Origin of the sequence: Flavisolibacter nicotianae (genome assembly GCF_003628535.1) — a bacterium.
GTDB classification, from domain to species: Bacteria; Bacteroidota; Bacteroidia; order Chitinophagales; family Chitinophagaceae; genus Flavisolibacter; species Flavisolibacter nicotianae.
In genome coordinates this window covers 288,793-308,182 of record NZ_RBCI01000005.1, presented here as the reverse complement: position 1 = coordinate 308,182, position 19,390 = coordinate 288,793, and the positions used below count along the sequence as shown (strand labels likewise).

Below are 19,390 nucleotides of genomic sequence, written 5' to 3'. Positions count from 1 at the left end.
ACTATATCTCAGGTTTCCCTGCTAACTTTAAAGAAGAAGTCCTAAACAATTGCCATGAACCAGGAACAACTCACTGCACTCCTTGCATCGCTAACCGGGCATTTACAAACCAGCAACGAAAACGAAGAACAGCAATTAAGCAAATTGCAGCAGGTGGCAGCCGGAACGCTTTTACAACAAGAACAGGAATCGCTGCGCAACCAACAGCTTTCCTTCCAGGCCACCGATCTTTTTTCGAAAGAAAAAATAGAACCCGTGCGGCTTTCCGCGATCGAGGAAATTGCAAAAACTGTTTTGGCAAAAGAGGAACCGGCGGAGGAAGACAGCTTCCGATTGTTTGTCAGGGAAGTTCCCGTCCGTACCACGCAGGTTGCCGGCAGCGTTCCGTCCTGGGCGGCTGGTGCCCAGCTTGAACAAAGTTTCGGTCCGTTCATCGCAGCAGATGGCAGACTGACCTGGTTTGATTTTTACCGTACGGAAAAGCTGATAGCAATCTTTACGGAAGGACAAGCCCTTCCCACAATTTTATTCAAAGCAAGTTTGCGCAGAGGTCTGTTCGACCTGATCACAGCAACGAATATCACCGCACAAAAGCAATACAATGTTGTGGAAGGAAGCGTGTGGATACGTGTCTCTCTTTTTTCGCCAGCAGCACCTGCCGACAGGTATTGCGGATTGCGTGTAAAAGACGGTGAGATTGCCCTTGATGCCGCTCCGGATCTGATTGGCAACAGGCTTGTTATTAAAAACAACAACAAGGTTCAGGTTAGCGTCAACCTTGTTCAACAAAAAGACCCCGCTTCTACAGCCACAGGCGAGGAAGGAATCGATGCAAGGACGGCCGAATACAACTTGCCTGCGCTTTTTTCGTTCAGCTTTACAGGGATGACCAAAACCCTGGAGCGTATCGGTGAGGCGAGTTGGAAAGTTTATGACAATGACATGCGGTTTGCGTATGCAGGCAGCCAGGCAGTGCTTTACAACCCGTTTATCAGCAGGGTACTTATTCCCCTACAAACAGAGCAGGTCGATTTTAACGTACAGAATTGCCAATCGCCTTTTCTATCGCTGGCAGGCAGCGCCGCCATTCAACAATCCTTTTGGGCCCTGTCGGCCGCAACTCTCGACATTGGCAACCCATTAGCTGCCGAGGGCAGTGGTGCAATGCTGGTTCAATGCGGCAAAGGGCTCCATAGTTCGTGGAAAACACTGGATGGCAATGAAGCATTATTATCTTCCCCAGTCATTTTCGGCGAACCGGGCCGGATTGCCATCACCGACCTGGCAGCTGTCACCAACGGTGCAACGCAACACATGGACCTGTGGAAGGATGATCAAAACGTTCACGGCACCTCGGTAGACCTTCGTTATTACAAGGCGGCTGTTTACCAGTATAATTCTCTTTCTGCAGGAAATGAAATTTTGCTGACGGCCTGTAATGCGGACGTGAACATTGACCGGCCGGTAAAAGTAACCGGTGAGCCGGTTGGTGTGCATTCCAAAGAAAGCCTGGTCATTTTTGCTGCCGGTCAAAACCAACGCATTTTCTACCTGCTCGACGACAACCTGCTATGGGACAGCAAAACACCATTTGAAAACGTTCCGACGATAAAGCCCTTTTCACTTGCGCTGGAAAATGCATTGTTTACCGTCAGCCCACCAAACGGTCTTTTGCTGTTTGGCTTTTGCAACGATGCTTTTACAAAAATGAACCGTGGCAACCTGTTGCTTTCATTTGGCGTATTCAGTTACCTGCCAACCTTGCCCGACCCCTACCTCGCCGACCTTGGCGTTTTGCGGAGACAATTCTTCAGAGGTAGCCGGACAGCGTTGGCAGGTGGGAACAGCATGTGGCTTTGGCTTACCTGCCAGATCCAATTTCAGCCTCTGGCGGAAGGAAAGGATGATGTTACCGTTTCTTTCCACCTGGGCCTGCCGCAGACGGGACAAACGAACAGCTCCACCTTTAACGCTGCCCCCCCAAATGCAGGTCCTGCCAACTTTTTGGCAACGAACAACGCCATTGCAGTGGAAGCAAACGAAGATCCTGCGATGCCGGTAGCTGCTTTCAATACTATTGGGACTGAAGCAGTGAGTGCCATGGTCTACAATGCCCCGCCGGATTACCAGAAAAAATGGGACGACCGGTTTGGCCAGCTACACACCGACTCCTTTGCCCTGCTGGATGTGAGCAGCAATGCCAACCAGTTGGGTATAAGCTTTGGCATTTTTGGCAGCACCCGTATGGCAATGCTGAAAACGGCAACCGCCATTGATGCTTCAACCAACGAGTTTCCCTTGCAGGTACAACATATGCAGGTGGTTTCAAGAGGGATCAATGTGCGGGCTTTCTTATTGCCAATCGTCTCCTGGGAACCTGTGTTCAACCTGAGCGAACGTGTACAAATCATGGATCCGCCCTTGCTTTGGAATTATTACCCGGACGATGGCGGGCCGACGCGAATTTTCAACAACAGTACGACACCGGTTCCACTCGCTCCCATCCCACTGGTTGAGTTTATTCTCCAACAGTACAAGGTCAACCCGAAAAATCAAACGGTCGCTTCTTTGACCCTACCGTTTGGCATCCGTGCCCTCGCACAAATCAGCGGCAACCACACCGAAACCACGAAGCCCGTTTTAGACAACCTGCAGCCAAAATTCAAGAACGACCTGGTGGGAGGGATTCAGATCAAGGCGTGGGCAGGGAATTACGATGTAAAGCCGGCAGAGGATGCACAACACAAGGACAGCCGGATGTTTCCAGGCTATGTATTGCAGATCAATAATATCCTTGGACTTGACGGCACGCCAACCTTTGCCAGCACACTGGGCGACAGTGTCACACGAATCTTTAACGGCGAATTCTTCGAATCGCCGCTGACATACAGCAAACCAAAAGACGGAAGAGGCGTACCGGTCACCCGCATTGATTTTAGCGGTTATGGGGCCAACATGTTTAGCAACTGGCTAAGTCCGTCAGCGGAATTTGCGGCCACCAGCCAGGCACGGTTTGATGTGATGATGGGCCGCACCGCACACGAGGTGATCCAGGTGAAAAGTATTTTGTACCCCTGGGGAATTCGCGTTGTGCGAACCATCACTCTTTTTCGTGTTAGCAGCGGTTATATCTACCGGATCGACAGCGGCTGGAAAGCAGAAAGTGATGGAAAATTTGATTTCCGGTACAAATACATCAAACTCGGCACGCCACCGCCTCCTCCCGGCGATCCTTATCCGACCGTCGAGGTCACGCCTTACCAAATACACCCCGGCCTGGTCAGCGGCTTGTTCAATGTTCAAAACATCAAAGAAGACAAGAATGTGGCCGATTTTTCTTCGTCGGTCACTGTCAACACGGGAGAGAAATATATCAATGGCATCACGAGAGAAGAAACCGTAAATACCGGAGCGGCGTTTGTCGAACAGGTGCTTTGCCGGCCCGTATGGTTTGACTGCGACGTAGAAGTTGAGAACCTGGTGATGGGCCAAACCAATGGACGGACACCGGCCAAAAAAGTTCTGGGCTATGTGCAACTGGCACCGACCGGCAAACCGTTGACAGATGTCCAGTTCAGGGCCTTGCTCAACACACAATTCGGCAGCATTGGCGGACCAATCAGTGCGACGATTGACATCAACAAGAGCGGCCAGCAAATGCGGCTCAACCGCTTTGATGTCAATGACTCGGTGGATGAAACAGGCAACATTGCCTTTGTTGCCGCAGTAAGGGGAAATGTGTTTCTGCCAAAAGACGGAAGCTGGAGCATGGTGCAACACGCTGCAGGCACCGGCGAAGTAACCCAACTGGCCGAGTCGGTAACGGTCCCCCTGATCAGGAAAGGAAAATGGGTAAAGGACCAAGTCATTCCGCCCGCAGCCACCACCAACAGCCTTGCTCAAATCACCCATCCCATCGACCTTTTGCGGGCTCCTGGTACCGCCACGATCAATTTTGGATTCCTGCAAAGTACAGCCACGCAAAAAGCCCTGTTCCTTGGCCCTTCATACAAACAGGGAACAGCCATGTTGCTGAGCAAAACACCACCCATTTTTGCCGATGCCTACCGGCTGATGAGCGGCAATAGCATCTTTCCCAACATTGGCAACGCGGTAGACAATTTTGGAAAAGCAATCTCCCTGTTGAACAGCAATGGCGCGGCGGCCTTTACGCAGACGCTGATGGGCGACGGCACCAAGGTGTTTGACTTGTTGCAGGTGGAGGCCGAAAAAAAAGGCGCTGAAGTCGTCAAGCAGGGAATGAGCCTTTTGCAAAAAGGCGTGGACGGACTTGTCAACAAAGCCTTGCAGTTTGACGTACCCGACTTCGATGTGCCGCTGGTAGAGATGGACGGACTTAGAATTTACATCGACTACAAAACAAAAAAAGAGAAAAGCGGGGCAGCGCTGGCGGGCAGCAAAGTCAACTTTGATGTAAACAGCTTTGCCGGCAAAATGGAAGAGCAGTGGAAGGGACGGATGAACAACCTCTCCATGGTGGTTGACCTGGGTTCCATTAAACGGCTGATGATCATCAAAGGAAACTTCGAATCACGCAAGGGAAAAGAAAGCGGTTACGAAGGCGACAGTGGTGGTTTTGGCGGCCTGCCTGTTCCTGAAATTGAATTTAACGAGAAGCTGCAGCCGCTGATTGACCTGCTGCAAATGCTGGCGGACCTGAGCACGGGCAATTATGCCGAAACGCTTAAACGCGGCATGAAGATCGCCATGAGCAACAGCGGCGAAATCTGGCAATACAAGTTTGAAGCCGCCAAGAAAATTCCTGTCCTACGCTTTCCGCCAACCGACCTTTTATACAACGATCCCAATTGCCCGCTGAAGCTGGAAGCCTCGATGGACATTGGCGTTTATTTTAATGCCGCGCTGAAAGTCACCAAGGATCCCAAACAACTTTTGCCGACGGCAGGTGCCTTTCTCCAGTTTTACGGCAGCCTGAGCGTGATGTGCGTGTCGCTGTCTGTGGCGACCATTTACGCGGTTGGATCGGTGAACGTACAGATTGCCTGCGACACGCAAAAAGGCCCCAGCCTCCTGCTCAAATTTGGTTTTGGAGCGCAAATCGTTGTCGGCCTCCCGGTGGTGGGCAATGTCAGTGTGCTTTACATGATCGGTGTGGAAATGTATGCCGGCACCGATAAAATCACCTTGGCCGGCTTCCTGCTGTTCAGAGGACAGGCCAACCTGATTGGCGGTCTTGTTTGTGTAACGATTACCATCGAAGCGAAGGGCATGGTAGAGCGGACGGACGACGAAACCAGTTGCACCGCCTCGGTGACATTTGCCCTCGACATCAGCATTTTCCTTGTCATCGACATCAGCTTCAGCAAAACATGGAGCGAATCAAGGCAGATTGCCTAAGGAACGAATCCACCCGGAAAACAACAGCTAAAAACGTGAAAGGATAAAAACAAACGTATGATGGAAAAAAACCGCTGGTATACATTGATGGCCTTTCCGCAAGGCTTCGACGGTGCAACGCTCAGGTTGAACATTGTGTTGATCCCAAGAAACATGAATCCTTTCGAGAAGATTGTTACCGGTCTTCTCCCCGCCCCGCCGCCTGCAACGCCGTTGAACGAAGCGATGGCCTTTGCAGATTTTCAACCAAAGTTTGAAGCAGCGATTGTGAAAGGGCTGGATGAGTTCCCGATGGACAATGCCACGGCACCGGCTCGCAAGCCCATCCCCGTTGCCGTAACAGTGCTGGCAGCAGGCAATAAAAAAGCCGTGTTGCAGGCGATTGCGAAAGATTTCGAAGGCCGGATTACGCTGACAGCTTCCGACAAAGCAGAAACCGCACTCACCTCGGCCGAAGTAGGAATCAGTGTCAAAAAATACTTACCGGAGTCATATAGAAGCTCCTTCAATTTTACGGGTCCCAGGCACGAAAATGCAAAGACCGACGACAGCTACCATTGTCTTTTGCGGGCCGATAAAAAACCAGTTGTGGCTCCGCCACGCATGGATGTAAGCTGGGGTGAATTGTATGCCCACATTCTGCGCCAGCCATTGCTGGCAAAAGCCTGCGGACTGGTGTATGCAACAGCGTTACCCATTGAGGACAGCGACTGGTTTGAAAAAGGCGGTTATATTTTCATCAATCTTGTCAACGATGATTATGCTGCCATCCAATCTCAAAGCCTGGAAGCGGCAGGTGGACCTTTCATCAAGCGGTATGCAGCAAGGATACCTAAATTAACCCTGGGAAAAGACAGGCCGGTGTTTGCACCCATCCTTTTCCCCGTCTTGCACCGAAAGGCAACGGATCTAACAGATCCGGAGCCACAAAATGCTCCCTGGGACCAGATTTTTCCCGAGGTCAGTGAATACAACGACGGCTTTGCAAAAATTGTCCACGCCAATCAACCGGTCAGTCATAATCTTTTGCAGGAGAAACAAGATGGCCTGCATCCCCAGCACGATGCAGGCGTACGAATGGGTTGGGACGATGAACAAATTTTGATTTGGTACATCCGGCAACTAACCGAAAACCCCAATGACTCTGGCAGCAAAAAACGCATCGATGCGCCGTTGGGTGTATTTGGCTACTGCGTCGATGTGAAGGAAGATGAAGGAGACGATTGGCAAAGCCTGAATAAAGTGAAGTGCACAAAAGAATATATCCTAAACGACCAGGCTATCGGGAATGCCATTGGCCAGGAACTCGAGCTACCTTTCCAGGTTTACCCAACACAACCCGACGGCACGCCAGGTTCTGCCTACTGGCTGCCGATGTATTACAGCAACTGGATGGGAAAAAGTCTTGTGCTGAAGGACTCGGAAGCGGCGGAAATTTTTCAGAACGACAAATCCGTCGTTTCAAAAAAAGACGCGACACCGAAAAATGTTAGCCTTAGCCAGCTTTTTGAAGAAGTACCAGCCAAAGCAACATTGATCTATGGACACACCTATCAATTTCGCGTACGCCTGATGGACATCAGCGGCGGTGCACCGGATATTGCAACCGGTGAATCAAAGCTGAACGACTCACCTTCACCCAATGCAACGGTACATTTCAGGCGCTATGTCGCACCCGGGATACTCCAGATCACCAAGCCGGAAGCCTACGATAAAAACATCATCGACTATTTCAACCAACAACCCGGAACCGACGTCTTTGAAGAAGAGCCGAATCTTTCCATCGCCAGACCCTTGCTGGGTTACCCGGCGGTTGTTTACACCAACAAATACCAGACGGCGGGACTTGATCCCATTGCGCTTTTAAAAGCAGCAAGCGTTGCGTTTACCGGAAAATCGGCATTTGGCATTCCCGACCCGGATGTCACAAAGATTGAACTGCGTGTGGAAGTGGAAACGCTAAAAATGGACAACCAAAAAAGCCGGACGGGAAAAGAAAATTACGCAACGCTTTATACCACGCATCGAAACTTTGCTACCGCTTTCGACGAGGTCAAAACCATCCCCGTTCGCTTTGTTGATGCGCCGGTTTTGAATGTTGACGATAGCACGAATCCGTTTAATGATGCCGGTTTGAAAAAAGCACAGTTGGATTCGATGGAAGAAATTGTGCTTCCCACGGCGAGAAAGGTCAGGGTAACAGTTCGAGCCTTTTGCGATGGGGATGAAAATTATTTTGGTTTTGTATCGGACAAAGAAGAAGAAAATTACCTGGATACCCGCTATGGTGCTCCCTCGCAATTGTTGTTTTACAAAGAGTCAAAAGAAGAAGGTCAGCTCCTGGTGCCGAAAGAAAATGTCCCCGTTGTCCAGGCTCTGTTCCTTCAACCGGACCCGCCGCCAGTCAACGACGGTAATCCTGCCACCTTCCTTATTCAACGGGAGCTGAACGCCGTGCAACCCGACATTGTACAGCGACTGGCAGCGCAGTTTGGCGTGGAGTGTAAAAGCTTAACCCTGGTTGGTAAAAAAGGAGAACGGGTGGTGTTTGGTTGCAGCAACCGCATCAAACACACGCTGGCACCCGATCATTCTTCGATCACCTTTGCCTCCAAAGCGGATTTGATCAATCACTGGATCGGCGTGCTATCATTCAAGCTAAACCGCGACTGGACCTGGGATGCGTTGCAGGACGTCAGCTTTCTCATCAGCCGGCACAAGAAGTTTTTACACGACAGCGAAGCAGACGCCGAAGACCTCAACTTTACCGAAGTAAAGAATGCGTATTCGTATGCCGGTGACATTGAAATCAAACACACGGTTTCGTTTGAAGCCTTGCAACCCGACAACTTCGGCATCGTGAACCGTGACCACACTACCCTGATTTTTATTGATGCCATCGAACCCAAAACAGGGTTGGCAAAAGACGCTGCCGGCAATTTAAAATTTCCCGACGAACTGGTAGTTACCTATGGCGTGACACCGCAGTTCAAAAAAGGACATGGCCGGGCAGAAGACAGTTCGATGGAAAAGCCCGATGAACTGCGGCTGCCAACCACCGTCAATCCCGTCCAAATCCCGAAACTGGTCAGCGCCGGCATTGCATTTTCGACGTATGTAAAATCGGAAAAATACAGTTCGACGGAAGCCCGCAAAAAATACCTGTGGCTTGAGTTTGAGGAACCTGTCCACGATCCCAACGACACGCTGTTTTGCCGGATGCTTGCATACAGCCCCGACCAGCTCATTAGCAACAACCACCCGGAACTCCTGCTGGCGCCAGCCGAACCTCCCCTGCCGATCGATCCGGAATTTACCCGGAAAATCACACCGGGACAAAGTGACGACATGGCCGGTTTGAGTGCGATGCAGCCCATGGAAAAAGCAACGGACAGCGACGTCCATTACCTCCTGCCAATTCCGCCTGGCATGCATGCAGAAAGTCCCGAACTGTTCGGATTCTTTACCTATGAATTTCGGATTGGTCACGGCCACTGGAACGACAGGGAGGAGAATCTGTGGAGCACGGCCCAGGCCCGTTTTGGCAGGCCCCTGCGGGTGACCGGCATTCAACACCCTGCGCCCAGTTTGTTGTGCACGGTAAACCGGAATGAAAAAATCTTGTATGTGAATGCGCCGTATGCAAAAGCGGTCAGCAACGGCAGGAACGTTACATCCAAACCGCCGCGTACACAGTTGTGGTGCCTGCTGTACACACAGGTCATGCAGGCCGACGGCAAGGCCTACCGCAACATTTTACTCGACGAAAAACCATTGGAGCAGGGTCGAAAATTATTTCCACCCACGACGGAACAAACTTACCCGTTTGCGCTTTTCAAAGAACGAATTGGCATTACCACCAAATACAGCGACTTCATCAAAGACCCGGTGCTGGCCATCGACAAATCGATGCTGCTTTCCGGCGCCGTTAAGGCCATTGCCAAAGATGAACAACCGTATGGCCTTGCGGTGTGGGAAAACGATGAAATCAACCAGCTCCTGTATTTATTAGGCTTGCCCACCGACGGACCGTTGAGTGTACTGGTCGTGGAAGTCTTTGGAAACATCACCAGCTTCCGGCAACACCTGACTGATCTCGAAACACCGGGTGTCAAAACAAGGATTTCCGAAACGTTCAGCGCACAGGGTTTTGCCGGGGAACACCTGGCCCAGTTAAACCAGCACACAAACGAGGCAGCCGATATACAACAGGCGATGATGGTTACCGGCCGGCGCTCGCTAAGCAACGACCTTGGTAATTTTCGCATCCTGCGAACCTCGCCCTTGACAGAAGTTCCGTTTGTCTGCTGCACGGACTGCATCTGAGTTATTTCCGGGGTATAAAATATCTTGAAGAGTGGATGCTGACAACAAACCGGTAAAGGGTCAATGGGCCCATTAACGAAGTTTGAACCGGGCCGATGTACCAGATCCGGCCTGAGGAATAGAGCAAAATGAGCCTGCCCAAAAAAAATATTTTCCCATCAAAACAGGTTTCGCTGTCCCGGCAACCCGGACGCCAACCCTGATGTAATGATCATGGCAAAACAGGAAATGCCGCCACTTTTTGCCGATTGAACTATTCATGAAACCGTACCGGCGAACAACCGGCCTAAATGCAAATTTATTCAACCCGGGAAAGGGGCTTTTTGCCTGGCAAATTGATGCTGTAAATTGGCTAAGTTTTTAGATGAGATTTTAGGCTTTTTAGGCCAATCGGTTATTTTTGCGTCCTCGAATGCGAATTATTGCTTTCATATTTTTCCTGATCCTGGGCTATTGCCTTCCTGGCAAAAGTCTTCATGCGCAGGCATTTTCGCAGCCAGGGTTAAACTCAACTCCTGGGTTTCAGAAATCACGACAGGCCAAAAAAGCAGAAGCAACACCATTCCATACCGTATGTGTGGACAGTGGCGTAACCGAAGAAACGCCTTCACTTATCGACGTTGACGACGAAGATGAGGAGATGTTTACCAGGAAGCAGGTCTTGCTGACGAAGTACATCCTCTTCCTTTCCCATGCTTTCATTTCGGATGACAGCGACGACGTGCGGGCCGATCTTTTCCCTTTACCGGTGCACGTTTCCGCCATCGGCTCTCCGAAATACATCGAACAGCGAAGCTTGCTTATATAGCCCTTTCTATCTTTTAGTAACCGGATCTGACCGTCGATCGATACTTATTGGATCGATACATATGTTACCAGCCTTCCGGTTAACGTGCCTTCTCCAAGGCAATTGCCTGACCCGCTATGGTCAAACAAATCGCTGAAGCAACCTATACCATTTTTAATATCCACATCAATCATGAACAGAATCGTAATGCTAATGGGCCTGGGCGCCCTTTTATGCGGCACAAGCTGTACCTCCAAAAAAGAAGTAAAGGAGGAAGTCGGCAAATACAAAGTGACGACGCCTTTACGAGTAGACACCACGTTTGCCAAAGAATATGTTTCGCAGATCAAGTCGGTCCGGAACATCGAGATCAGGGCGCAGGAAAAAGGCTATCTCCAAAACATTTATGTGGACGAAGGCCAGTTCGTAAAAGCCGGGCAGCTCCTGTTCCGGATCATGCCGAAGATCTACGAGGCAGAACTGCTGAAATCAGAAGCGGAAGCCAGGGCTGCAGACATTGAATTGCAAAATACAAAGGTCCTCTCCGATAAAGCCGTGATCTCGAAAAACGAGTTCGCGCTGGCAAAAGCCAAACTCGATCATGCCAAAGCCGAAGTGGCACTGGCCAAACTTCACCTGTCGTTCACCGAGATCAGGGCGCCTTTTTCAGGCACTATCGACCGCCTTCCCTTAAAACTGGGAAGCCTGGTGGATGAAGGTCAGTTGCTGACCAGCCTTTCCGACAACAGCCAGATGTTTGCCTATTTCAACGTTTCGGAACCGGAATACCTCGATTATCAAACCAATGTTCAAAATCGCGGAAGCAACAAGGTGAACCTGCTGCTGGCCAATAACCAGCCACTGAAATACCAGGGCGAGGTGGAAACGATCGAAAGCGAATTCGACCACGAAACCGGCAACATTGCCTTCCGTGCCAAATTTCCCAACCCGGATCGGTTGTTGCGCAACGGCGAAACAGGTAAAGTGCAAATGACAGTTCCCGTTCGGAACGCCCTGATCATCCCGCAGAAAGCGACTTACGAAATCCAGGAAAAAACCTATGTATTCGTGGTCGACAAGAATGGGGTGGTCAAATCCCGGAACATCACCATCAGCAATCAAATGCCTGATTTGTATGTTGTCGGAAGCGGCCTGGAAGAAAATGACAAAATCCTTCTTGAAGGCGTGCAAAAAGTAAAAGACGATGAAAAGATCGATACGGATTTTGTCACGCCAAAAGAGGTGATCACACACCTGAAATTGTACGCTGAATAGTGGCTCACCCCTGTAAAGAATCTATCCATGTTTAACAAGTTTATACACAGGCCCGTCCTGTCGATAGTCATATCCTTAATCATTGTTTTTTTGGGAGTTCTGGCAATCACCCATTTGCCGGTAACACAGTTCCCTTCTATCTCACCGCCCAAGGTGAACGTAACCGCCGATTACCCTGGTGCCAACGGCGAGCTGATGACAAAAGCCGTACTCATTCCGCTGGAAAGAGCGATCAACGGCGTTCCGGGAATGAAATACATGGCCTCCGACGCCGGCAATGACGGTGAGGCCAGTATCCAGGTTGTCTTCAACCTCGGCACCGATCCGAACCTGGCGGCCGTGAATGTGCAGAACCGCGTGGCTTCTGTAGTAAACAAGCTGCCGCCACTGGTAGTGCGGGAGGGTGTAAAAATTACCCGTGAGGAGTCGAACATGCTCATGTACATTAACCTGTACAGCACTGATCCGCACATGGACCAGAAATTCCTGTTCAACTTCGCCGATATCAACGTGCTTTCTGAACTGAAGCGGGTCAATGGCGTTGGCTTCGCCGACATCCTTGGCAACCGTGAATATGCGATGCGGATCTGGCTGAAACCCGACCGCATGCTGGCGTATAAGATCTCTGCAGACGAAGTGATGAAGGCTCTGGACGAACAAAGCCTGGAAGCATCGCCGGGGAAAACAGGCGAAAGCTCGGGCAAGCGATCGCAGTCTTTTGAATACGTTCTGAAATATCCCGGCCGATTCAGCTCAAAAGAAGGGTATGAAAACATTGTTCTTCGATCCAGCCCGAACGGGGAATTACTGCGCCTGAAGGATGTTGCGACAATCGAACTTGGAAGCTCGATGTACGATATCTATTCCACCCTCAATGGCCGTTCATCGGCGGCGATTGTGGTAAAGCAGTCGTATGGCAGCAACGCCAGCCAGGTGATCGAAGCCGTGAAAGCGAAGCTGAAAGAGATCAAAGCCAACTCTTTTCCCAAAGGAGTGGATTACGAAATCAGCTACGATGTTTCGAAATTCCTCGATGCGTCGATTGAAAAAGTGATCCACACCCTGGTGGAGGCGTTTATCCTGGTAGGCCTGGTGGTCTTTTTATTCCTGGGCGACTGGCGTTCCACGCTGATCCCTGCCATTGCCGTACCGGTATCGCTGGTCGGTACATTCGTATTCATGCAATTTTTCGGAATCACGCTGAATCTCATCACCCTGTTTGCACTGGTGCTCGCCATTGGTATTGTCGTGGACGATGCCATTGTGGTGATTGAAGCCGTGCATGCCAAGATGGAACAAAAGCATTTGTCGGCCTACAAGGCTACCAAAGAAGCGATGCACGAGATCAGCGGGGCGATCATTGCCATTACTTTCCTGATGGCGGCCGTGTTCATACCGGTTGCTTTCATGTCGGGACCCGTGGGAATTTTCTACCGGCAGTTTTCGATCACCATGGCAACCTCTATCATCCTGTCCGGTATTGTGGCCCTGACATTAACTCCGGCACTATGCGCCATGATGCTGAAGAATACGCATGGTAAACCAAGAAAAAGAACCATCATCGTTCGCTTTCTCGACGGTTTCAACAACGGCTTCAACCGCCTTACCGGACGCTACCAAAAGCTCCTTCGCCGGGTCGTGAACCGGAGAGCGGTGACGTTTCTGATCCTGGTTGGGTTTTGTGCCGGGACATTTTTCGTCAGCAAAAGCCTCCCAACCGGTTTTATTCCAAACGAGGACCAGGGCATGTTTTACGCCATTATTCAAACGCCGCCGGGTTCGTCCCTGGAACGCACGAACCAGATTGCAGGGCGACTGCAGAAAATTGCCGAAGGTGTGGAAGGTGTTCAATCCGTTTCTTCGATGGCCGGCTATGAGATTCTATCGGAAGGCACCGGTTCCAACACGGGAACCTGTCTGGTGAACCTAAAAAGTTGGGAAGACCGGAAACACAGTTGCCAGGAGATCATCCAGGAACTGGAAGAAAAATCAAAAGATATCGAAGGCGCCAACATTGAATTCTTCCAGCCGCCAGCCGTGCCGGGTTATGGCGCAGCCGGTGGTTTTGAGTTGCGTCTTTTGGATAAAGCGGGTAGCGGCGACTACAAGAAAATGGAAACGGTGAGCAACGACTTCGTCAGGGAGTTGAATAAACGACCGGAATTATCATCAGTGTTTTCCTTTTACAGCGCCAGCTTTCCGCAATACATGCTGCGCATCGACAATGATATTGCCCAGCAAAAAGGCGTCAGCATTGATAATGCCATGAACACACTTTCTACCCTGGTGGGGAGTAACTACGAAACCAGTTTTATCAAGTACGACCACCAGTACAAAGTGATCGTGCAGGCTTCGCCGGAATACCGTGCCTTGCCCGAAGACATCCTGAAACTGTATGTAAAAAATGATCGCGAAGAGATGGTGCCTTTTTCCGCCTTTATGAAGATGGAGAAAGTATACGGCTTATCCGAGATTACGCGGCACAACATGTACAATGCCTCGGAAATTAGTGGTGCAGCAGCACCCGGCTACAGTAGCGGCGCCGCCATCGCCGCCATCAAAGAAGTGGCGGAGAAAAAACTGCCAAGGGGATTTGGGATTGACTGGGCCGGTATTTCGGCAGACGAGGTGGCACGTGGAAACGAAGCTGTCTATATCTTTTTGATTTGTTTGGGTTTTGTATACCTGATCCTTGCCGCGCAGTACGAGAGCTTTATCCTGCCGTTGGCAGTCATTCTGTCGCTGCCGGCCGGTATATTTGGTTCGTTCTTCCTCTTGAAGATCCTGGGACTAGAGAATAACATCTATGCGCAGGTCGCCCTGGTAATGCTGATTGGGCTACTGGGTAAAAATGCCGTACTGATCGTGGAATTTGCCGTCCAACGACACCGTTCGGGAGAATCCGTCCTCAAAGCAGCGATGCAGGGAGCGGTCATTCGTTTCCGCCCCATCCTGATGACATCTTTCGCTTTTATTGCAGGTTTGATCCCATTGGTTTTCGCCCATGGCCCCGGTGCTTTGGGTAACCGCACCATCGGAACAGCGGCATTGGGCGGCATGTTGTTCGGAACTGTATTCGGAGTCATCGTCGTTCCGGGGTTATACTACATATTCGGCCGGATTTCAGAACGGTTTGTCCTGGTGAGAAACGAAGACGAAAATCCATTGACAGAAGAAATCGATCATCATAACGAGAGAGAAAAAATTGAGCACTATGTTTAATCGCAAACGATATATCCCTACCCTGCTTGCCATCAGCCTGGCGGTGGCAAGCTGCAAAGTGCCGTCGATTGTGCAGCAGGCGGAAAACCGGTCCGTACCCGAATACTTCACTGACAGCCGCGATACAACAAATATGGCGGCCCTGCCCTGGCGAGCCTTTTTTACCGACCCGAATCTTGTCAGCCTGATCGACACGGCGCTGAAGCGCAACCAGGAACTGAACATCATGCTCCAGGAAATAGAAATCGCCAAGAATGACATTCTTTTCCGGCAGGGAGCGTTGCGGCCAAGTGTTGGTGCGAGGCTGGGCCTCGGTGTTGATAAAGTGGGACGCTACACCAGCCAGGGTGCGGGTGATGCCTCTACCGAGATTGCACCAGGGAAAGAAGTACCGGATCCATTAACAGATATCACCGCATCGGTTTATGCCAAATGGGAAGTTGATATCTGGAAAAAGCTGCGTACCGCCAAGCAGGCGGCGATCACCCGGTACCTATCGACAGTGGAAGGAAAGAATTTTGTGCTGACCAACCTCGTTGCGGAAGTCGCCAATTCCTACTACGAATTATTGGCGCTGGACAACCAGTTGGAGATCGTGTCGCAGAACATTGCACTGCAAAAAAATGCCCTGGAGGTTGTCAGGATTCAAAAGGAAGCGGCAAGGGCCACGGAACTGGCGGTGCAGAAGTTCCAGGCCGAAGTGCTGAAATCACAAAGTCTTGAGTTCGACATCCGGCAGCAGATAAAGGAAACCGAGAATCGCATCAACCTGCTGCTCGCCCGCTACCCGCAGGAAATTCCACGGAACAGGAGCAACTTTTTGGCGATGGCGCCTTCGGCGGTTCAATCGGGACTTCCTTCGCACCTGCTCGCCAACCGCCCCGATATCCGGCAGGCGGAACTGGAATTGGCGGCTGCGAAACTGGATGTAAAAGTGGCAAGGGCCGAATTTTATCCTTCGTTTGGGATCACGGCCGCACTGGGTTTCCAGGCGTTCAAACCGGCTTACCTGGTCAAGTTCCCGGAGTCGATGCTGTATTCACTGGCCGGCGACCTGGCAGGCCCGCTGATCAACCGCAACGCGATCAAAGCGGAGTTTTACAGTGCCAATGCAAGACAGGTACAGGCAATGTACACGTACGAAAAAAGCATTCTGAATGCTTACCTCGAAGTAGCTACGCAGCTATCCAAAATCGATAACCTGCGCAAAAGCTATGAACTAAAAGCAAAGCAGGTCGATGCACTGACACGGTCTATCGATATCGCGAATGATCTTTTCAAGTCGGCGCGGGCCGATTATTTTGAAGTGCTGATGACACAGCGGGATGCCCTGGAAGCGAAGCTGGAATTGGTGGAAACCAAGAAAGAGCAATTAACCTCTGTGATCACGGTGTACCGTGACCTGGGCGGTGGCTGGAAATAAAATCACAGGAAAATACAAGAGCCGGCGCACCTGCCGGCTCTTTTGTTTACTGGATGTTACCGATGCAAAAACTTTCAAATGATGGTCGGCTTTTTCTGCAACGCCTTTCTATTTGATGAATACCATTTCTTTCAGCAAATTGTAAAACGAAGCCGGCTAATACTGTTTATGGAAATGAAGTAAGGCTGTCGTTGATGAAGGTTTCCTGATATTTTCGACAATCATTTCATATCAACAGCAGGCGCTTTGCTGATCGTTTTGTGATTGTTGTTGCCGAGTGGTAACTGTATCAGGAACTCCGTGCTTTCTCCTTCCGTTGTTTCCACTTTAAACTCGCCGCCATGTGCTTTGATTATGTCGTAGCTTAAGGACAGGCCGAGGCCCGTTCCCTGCCCTGCGGGCTTTGTTGTGAAGAAAGGCTGAAAGATTTTATCAAGCAGTTTATGGGGAATACCGATTCCATTGTCTGTTACCGAAATCAATGCATTGTTTTCAACCTTTCTTGTGATTACCGTTACAAGCGGCTTGAAATCGCTATTGCCTTGCTTGCTTTTTTCATTGACGGCATAAAAAGCATTATTGAACACGTTCAACAGGACTCTCCCGATTTCCTGCGGTATTATTTCAACGGTTCCGATAGCCTGGTCGAACTGTGTTTTAAAAGTTGCGCAAAAAGCTTTGTCCTTTGCCCGCAATCCATGGTAACTCAGGCGCAGATATTCGTCCACCAGTGCATTGATGTCGGTTGGTTCTTTTTTGCCTTCGCTTGTCCTCGAGTGCTGCAACATTCCTTTTACAATGGAATCGGCACGTTTTCCGTGCTCGCATATTTTTTTCAGGTTGCCGGCCAGCTCACCGATGATGTCGTCCGCCTTTGCCTTGTCAGAACCCGTTAGTTTATCAGCCGTTGCATCCTTTAGCTCACCCAACATCTCGCAACTCAATTCGGAGAAGTTATTCACGAAGTTCAACGGGTTTTGAATCTCGTGTGCAATGCCTGCCGTCAGCTCGCCCAATGAAGCCATTTTAGCAGACTGGATCAATTGTTTTTGTGTCAGCTGCAATTCATTCAGCGCTTCTTCGGCCTTCGACCGCTGGCGGTCGGTCTCGTGTTTCTGCGCTGTCAGAATTTTATAGGCCTTTTGCTTGTTCTGGTTGTTCTTTGATAAAACAGCCGCTATGATGATGGCCAGCCCGAGGATAATGCCCAGCAGGATTGTCAATTTTTTCTCACTGTCCCTTTGCCTGTTTAGCGCATTTACTTCGATCTGCTTTTGCGACATTTCGTAATTATACCGCTGGTTTGCCATGTTCCGCTCCGACATGAGGTTGTTGATGCTATCGCGGTAAGCAACGTATCTTTTGTAGTGCCTGAAGGCATCGGCTGTCTTTCCGGTATGCTCCGACAATTCCGATAGTTTGAGACTGGCATCCCGGATCTGTTCTTTCAATCCGTATTGCTCTGCGAGGTGAAGACTTCTTGCCGTATACGCCACCGCCGTTGCTGTATCGCCTTTATCAAGGTAAACATCGGCCATGGAAACCAGGTATACACAAATCGGGTAGTAATCCTGGTTTTTTTCCAGCATCTGTATAGCCTCGTTGATGTATTTTTCCGCAAGCTTTTTATTACCGGTCGATGCATGGACCATACCGATGTTCCCAAGACTATAGGCCTTCCCACTAGGATAATTGACCTTGTCAAAAATCGCCTTTGCTGTATTCAGGTAGAAGAATGCAGAATCAGCGTTTCCCGTCAATCGAAAGGCATCGCCTGCATTGGAGAATACGGAGGCCAGCGTGATGGAATCGTCTTTTGACTGCTGCCTCACCTGTTGCAAAACAACAATGGCTTTCTTATAATATTCACTGGCATTCGCGGGGTTGTTTGCGGTGATATAGGTATCAGCGATGGCACTGTAGGATTCGGCTTCCGCTTTCAGGTTTTGTGTCTTCCTGGCAATTTCCGCACTTTTAAAATAGGCAGCCAGCGCTTCGTCCAACTGGCCAAGCATTCTTTTTTTTGTTCCGAGAAGGAAATAACCAACCCGTAAAAAGGAGCTGTTGTTTGTTTGTTCGGCTAAACGAATCAGCTCCTGCGCATAACGCAGGCCTTTTTTTAAATCTTTCAGTTCGTTAAATGAGAGGTCCCTTAACAGCTCAAATTTCGCTGTTCCGGTTAGTTGATTTTGCTGGTAAACGATAGCGAGACTATCCGCTATTTTTTGTTCCTGCGCAAAAGAAAAATTGATCAGGAGAACAAAGCAGGCTTGCAATAAAAGGCGGCGTTTTTTACAAACCATGAAGGTGATTTGATAGAAGAAATAAAGTGCTGCGGCGGCAGAAGGTTGCATACCCGACAGGTTAAAAAGGCCATCCTTTTTTTTTCTTTTTTCTCAACATTAAATGCATTGCAGAAAACGCGCAAAAAGCTGTCACCGGTAAAAGCAGGAAATAAAACAGCCCCAGCGTTGTCGGTTTGATTGAAATAATCGGATCGAATTTTTTCACTTCCGAACTGCCATCTTTCAGCCAATCGATTTCATAGATATAAACATCGTAATCACTGGAATGAACATTTGCCGTTGCTTTCCAAAATGTATTCTGGGCATTCTGCGAGCGGGGAGGATTCGATGAAAAAATATCGGTGCTTCCAATAATTGATTTCCGTGTGATGTTCACGATCGAATTCACGCCGCAGCCCGGCCTCACTTTCCACTGAACAATATCACCTTTTACGACCTGGCTGTTCCCATTGTTTGGTTTATCATCCACTTCGATCAATAAATTACCTGTTTGATCATCGATCCCAATGATTTCAATTTTCAGCATCTTGTAGAATTTAAAAGGTGAAACGATAAATAAGCAGACTGTCGGTTAAAATACATAAAATAATTATCATATTAAACAATCGCATTACCTGACATCATGAACAGATTTGGTGAATCAGTCCGAGAGGAAGCAAACAGGAAAAACAG

The 19,390-nt window shown here is 49.7% G+C and carries 8 protein-coding genes; 6 read left to right on the top strand and 2 right to left on the bottom strand.

Features of this window, described 5'->3' with window-relative positions; genetic code table 11:
* The first annotated feature begins 54 nt into the window (after window positions 1-54).
* The 6 genes from D6024_RS15970 (at window position 55) to D6024_RS15940 (ending at window position 16,412) form a co-directional block, all read left to right on the top strand.
* The gene (locus tag D6024_RS15970) at window positions 55-5,379 is read left to right on the top strand and encodes a hypothetical protein (protein WP_121355637.1); all 5,325 of its coding nucleotides are present in this window, start codon (window positions 55-57) and stop codon (window positions 5,377-5,379) included.
* Between the two features lie 57 nt (window positions 5,380-5,436).
* Complete coding sequence (locus tag D6024_RS15965; protein ID WP_121355636.1) at window positions 5,437-9,705, top strand: hypothetical protein; 4,269 nt, start codon at window positions 5,437-5,439, stop codon at window positions 9,703-9,705.
* A gap of 577 nt (window positions 9,706-10,282) precedes the next feature.
* Window positions 10,283-10,513 carry a hypothetical protein gene (locus D6024_RS26770; protein ID WP_162944802.1) on the top strand — a complete coding sequence of 77 codons (231 nt, stop codon included), beginning with the start codon at window positions 10,283-10,285 and terminating at the stop codon, window positions 10,511-10,513.
* Between the two features lie 171 nt (window positions 10,514-10,684).
* A complete protein-coding gene (locus tag D6024_RS15950; protein ID WP_121355633.1) occupies window positions 10,685-11,767 on the top strand; it encodes an efflux RND transporter periplasmic adaptor subunit in 1,083 nt (360 codons plus the stop codon).
* A 27-nt stretch (window positions 11,768-11,794) separates the two neighbouring features.
* The gene (locus D6024_RS15945; RefSeq protein ID WP_121355632.1) at window positions 11,795-14,989 is read left to right on the top strand and encodes an efflux RND transporter permease subunit; all 3,195 of its coding nucleotides are present in this window, start codon (window positions 11,795-11,797) and stop codon (window positions 14,987-14,989) included.
* The gene (locus D6024_RS15940; RefSeq protein ID WP_121355631.1) at window positions 14,982-16,412 is read left to right on the top strand and encodes a TolC family protein; all 1,431 of its coding nucleotides are present in this window, start codon (window positions 14,982-14,984) and stop codon (window positions 16,410-16,412) included. The genes D6024_RS15945 and D6024_RS15940 overlap by 8 nt, the downstream gene beginning before the upstream one ends.
* Before the next feature lie 221 nt (window positions 16,413-16,633).
* Here the strand turns inward: D6024_RS15940 and D6024_RS15935 are convergent, their stop codons facing one another.
* Both D6024_RS15935 and D6024_RS15930 read right to left on the bottom strand, forming a co-directional pair.
* A complete protein-coding gene (locus D6024_RS15935; protein WP_121355630.1) occupies window positions 16,634-18,766 on the bottom strand; it encodes an ATP-binding protein in 2,133 nt (710 codons plus the stop codon).
* Between the two features lie 10 nt (window positions 18,767-18,776).
* Window positions 18,777-19,244, bottom strand: a complete 468-nt coding sequence (locus tag D6024_RS15930; protein WP_121355629.1) for a hypothetical protein — start codon at window positions 19,242-19,244, stop codon at window positions 18,777-18,779.
* Between the last annotated feature and the right edge of the window lie 146 nt (window positions 19,245-19,390).

What these genes read in the sequence shown, in the direction of transcription:
- D6024_RS15970 (WP_121355637.1), top strand. Translation starts at nt 55, where the DNA reads ATGAACCAGGAACAACTCACTGCACTCCTTGCATCGCTAACCGGGCAT.
- D6024_RS15945 (WP_121355632.1), top strand. Translation starts at nt 11,795, where the DNA reads ATGTTTAACAAGTTTATACACAGGCCCGTCCTGTCGATAGTCATATCC.
- D6024_RS15935 (WP_121355630.1), bottom strand. Translation starts at nt 18,766, where the DNA reads ATGCAACCTTCTGCCGCCGCAGCACTTTATTTCTTCTATCAAATCACC.
- D6024_RS15950 (WP_121355633.1), top strand. Translation starts at nt 10,685, where the DNA reads ATGAACAGAATCGTAATGCTAATGGGCCTGGGCGCCCTTTTATGCGGC.
- D6024_RS15940 (WP_121355631.1), top strand. Translation starts at nt 14,982, where the DNA reads ATGTTTAATCGCAAACGATATATCCCTACCCTGCTTGCCATCAGCCTG.
- D6024_RS15930 (WP_121355629.1), bottom strand. Translation starts at nt 19,244, where the DNA reads ATGCTGAAAATTGAAATCATTGGGATCGATGATCAAACAGGTAATTTA.
- D6024_RS15965 (WP_121355636.1), top strand. Translation starts at nt 5,437, where the DNA reads ATGATGGAAAAAAACCGCTGGTATACATTGATGGCCTTTCCGCAAGGC.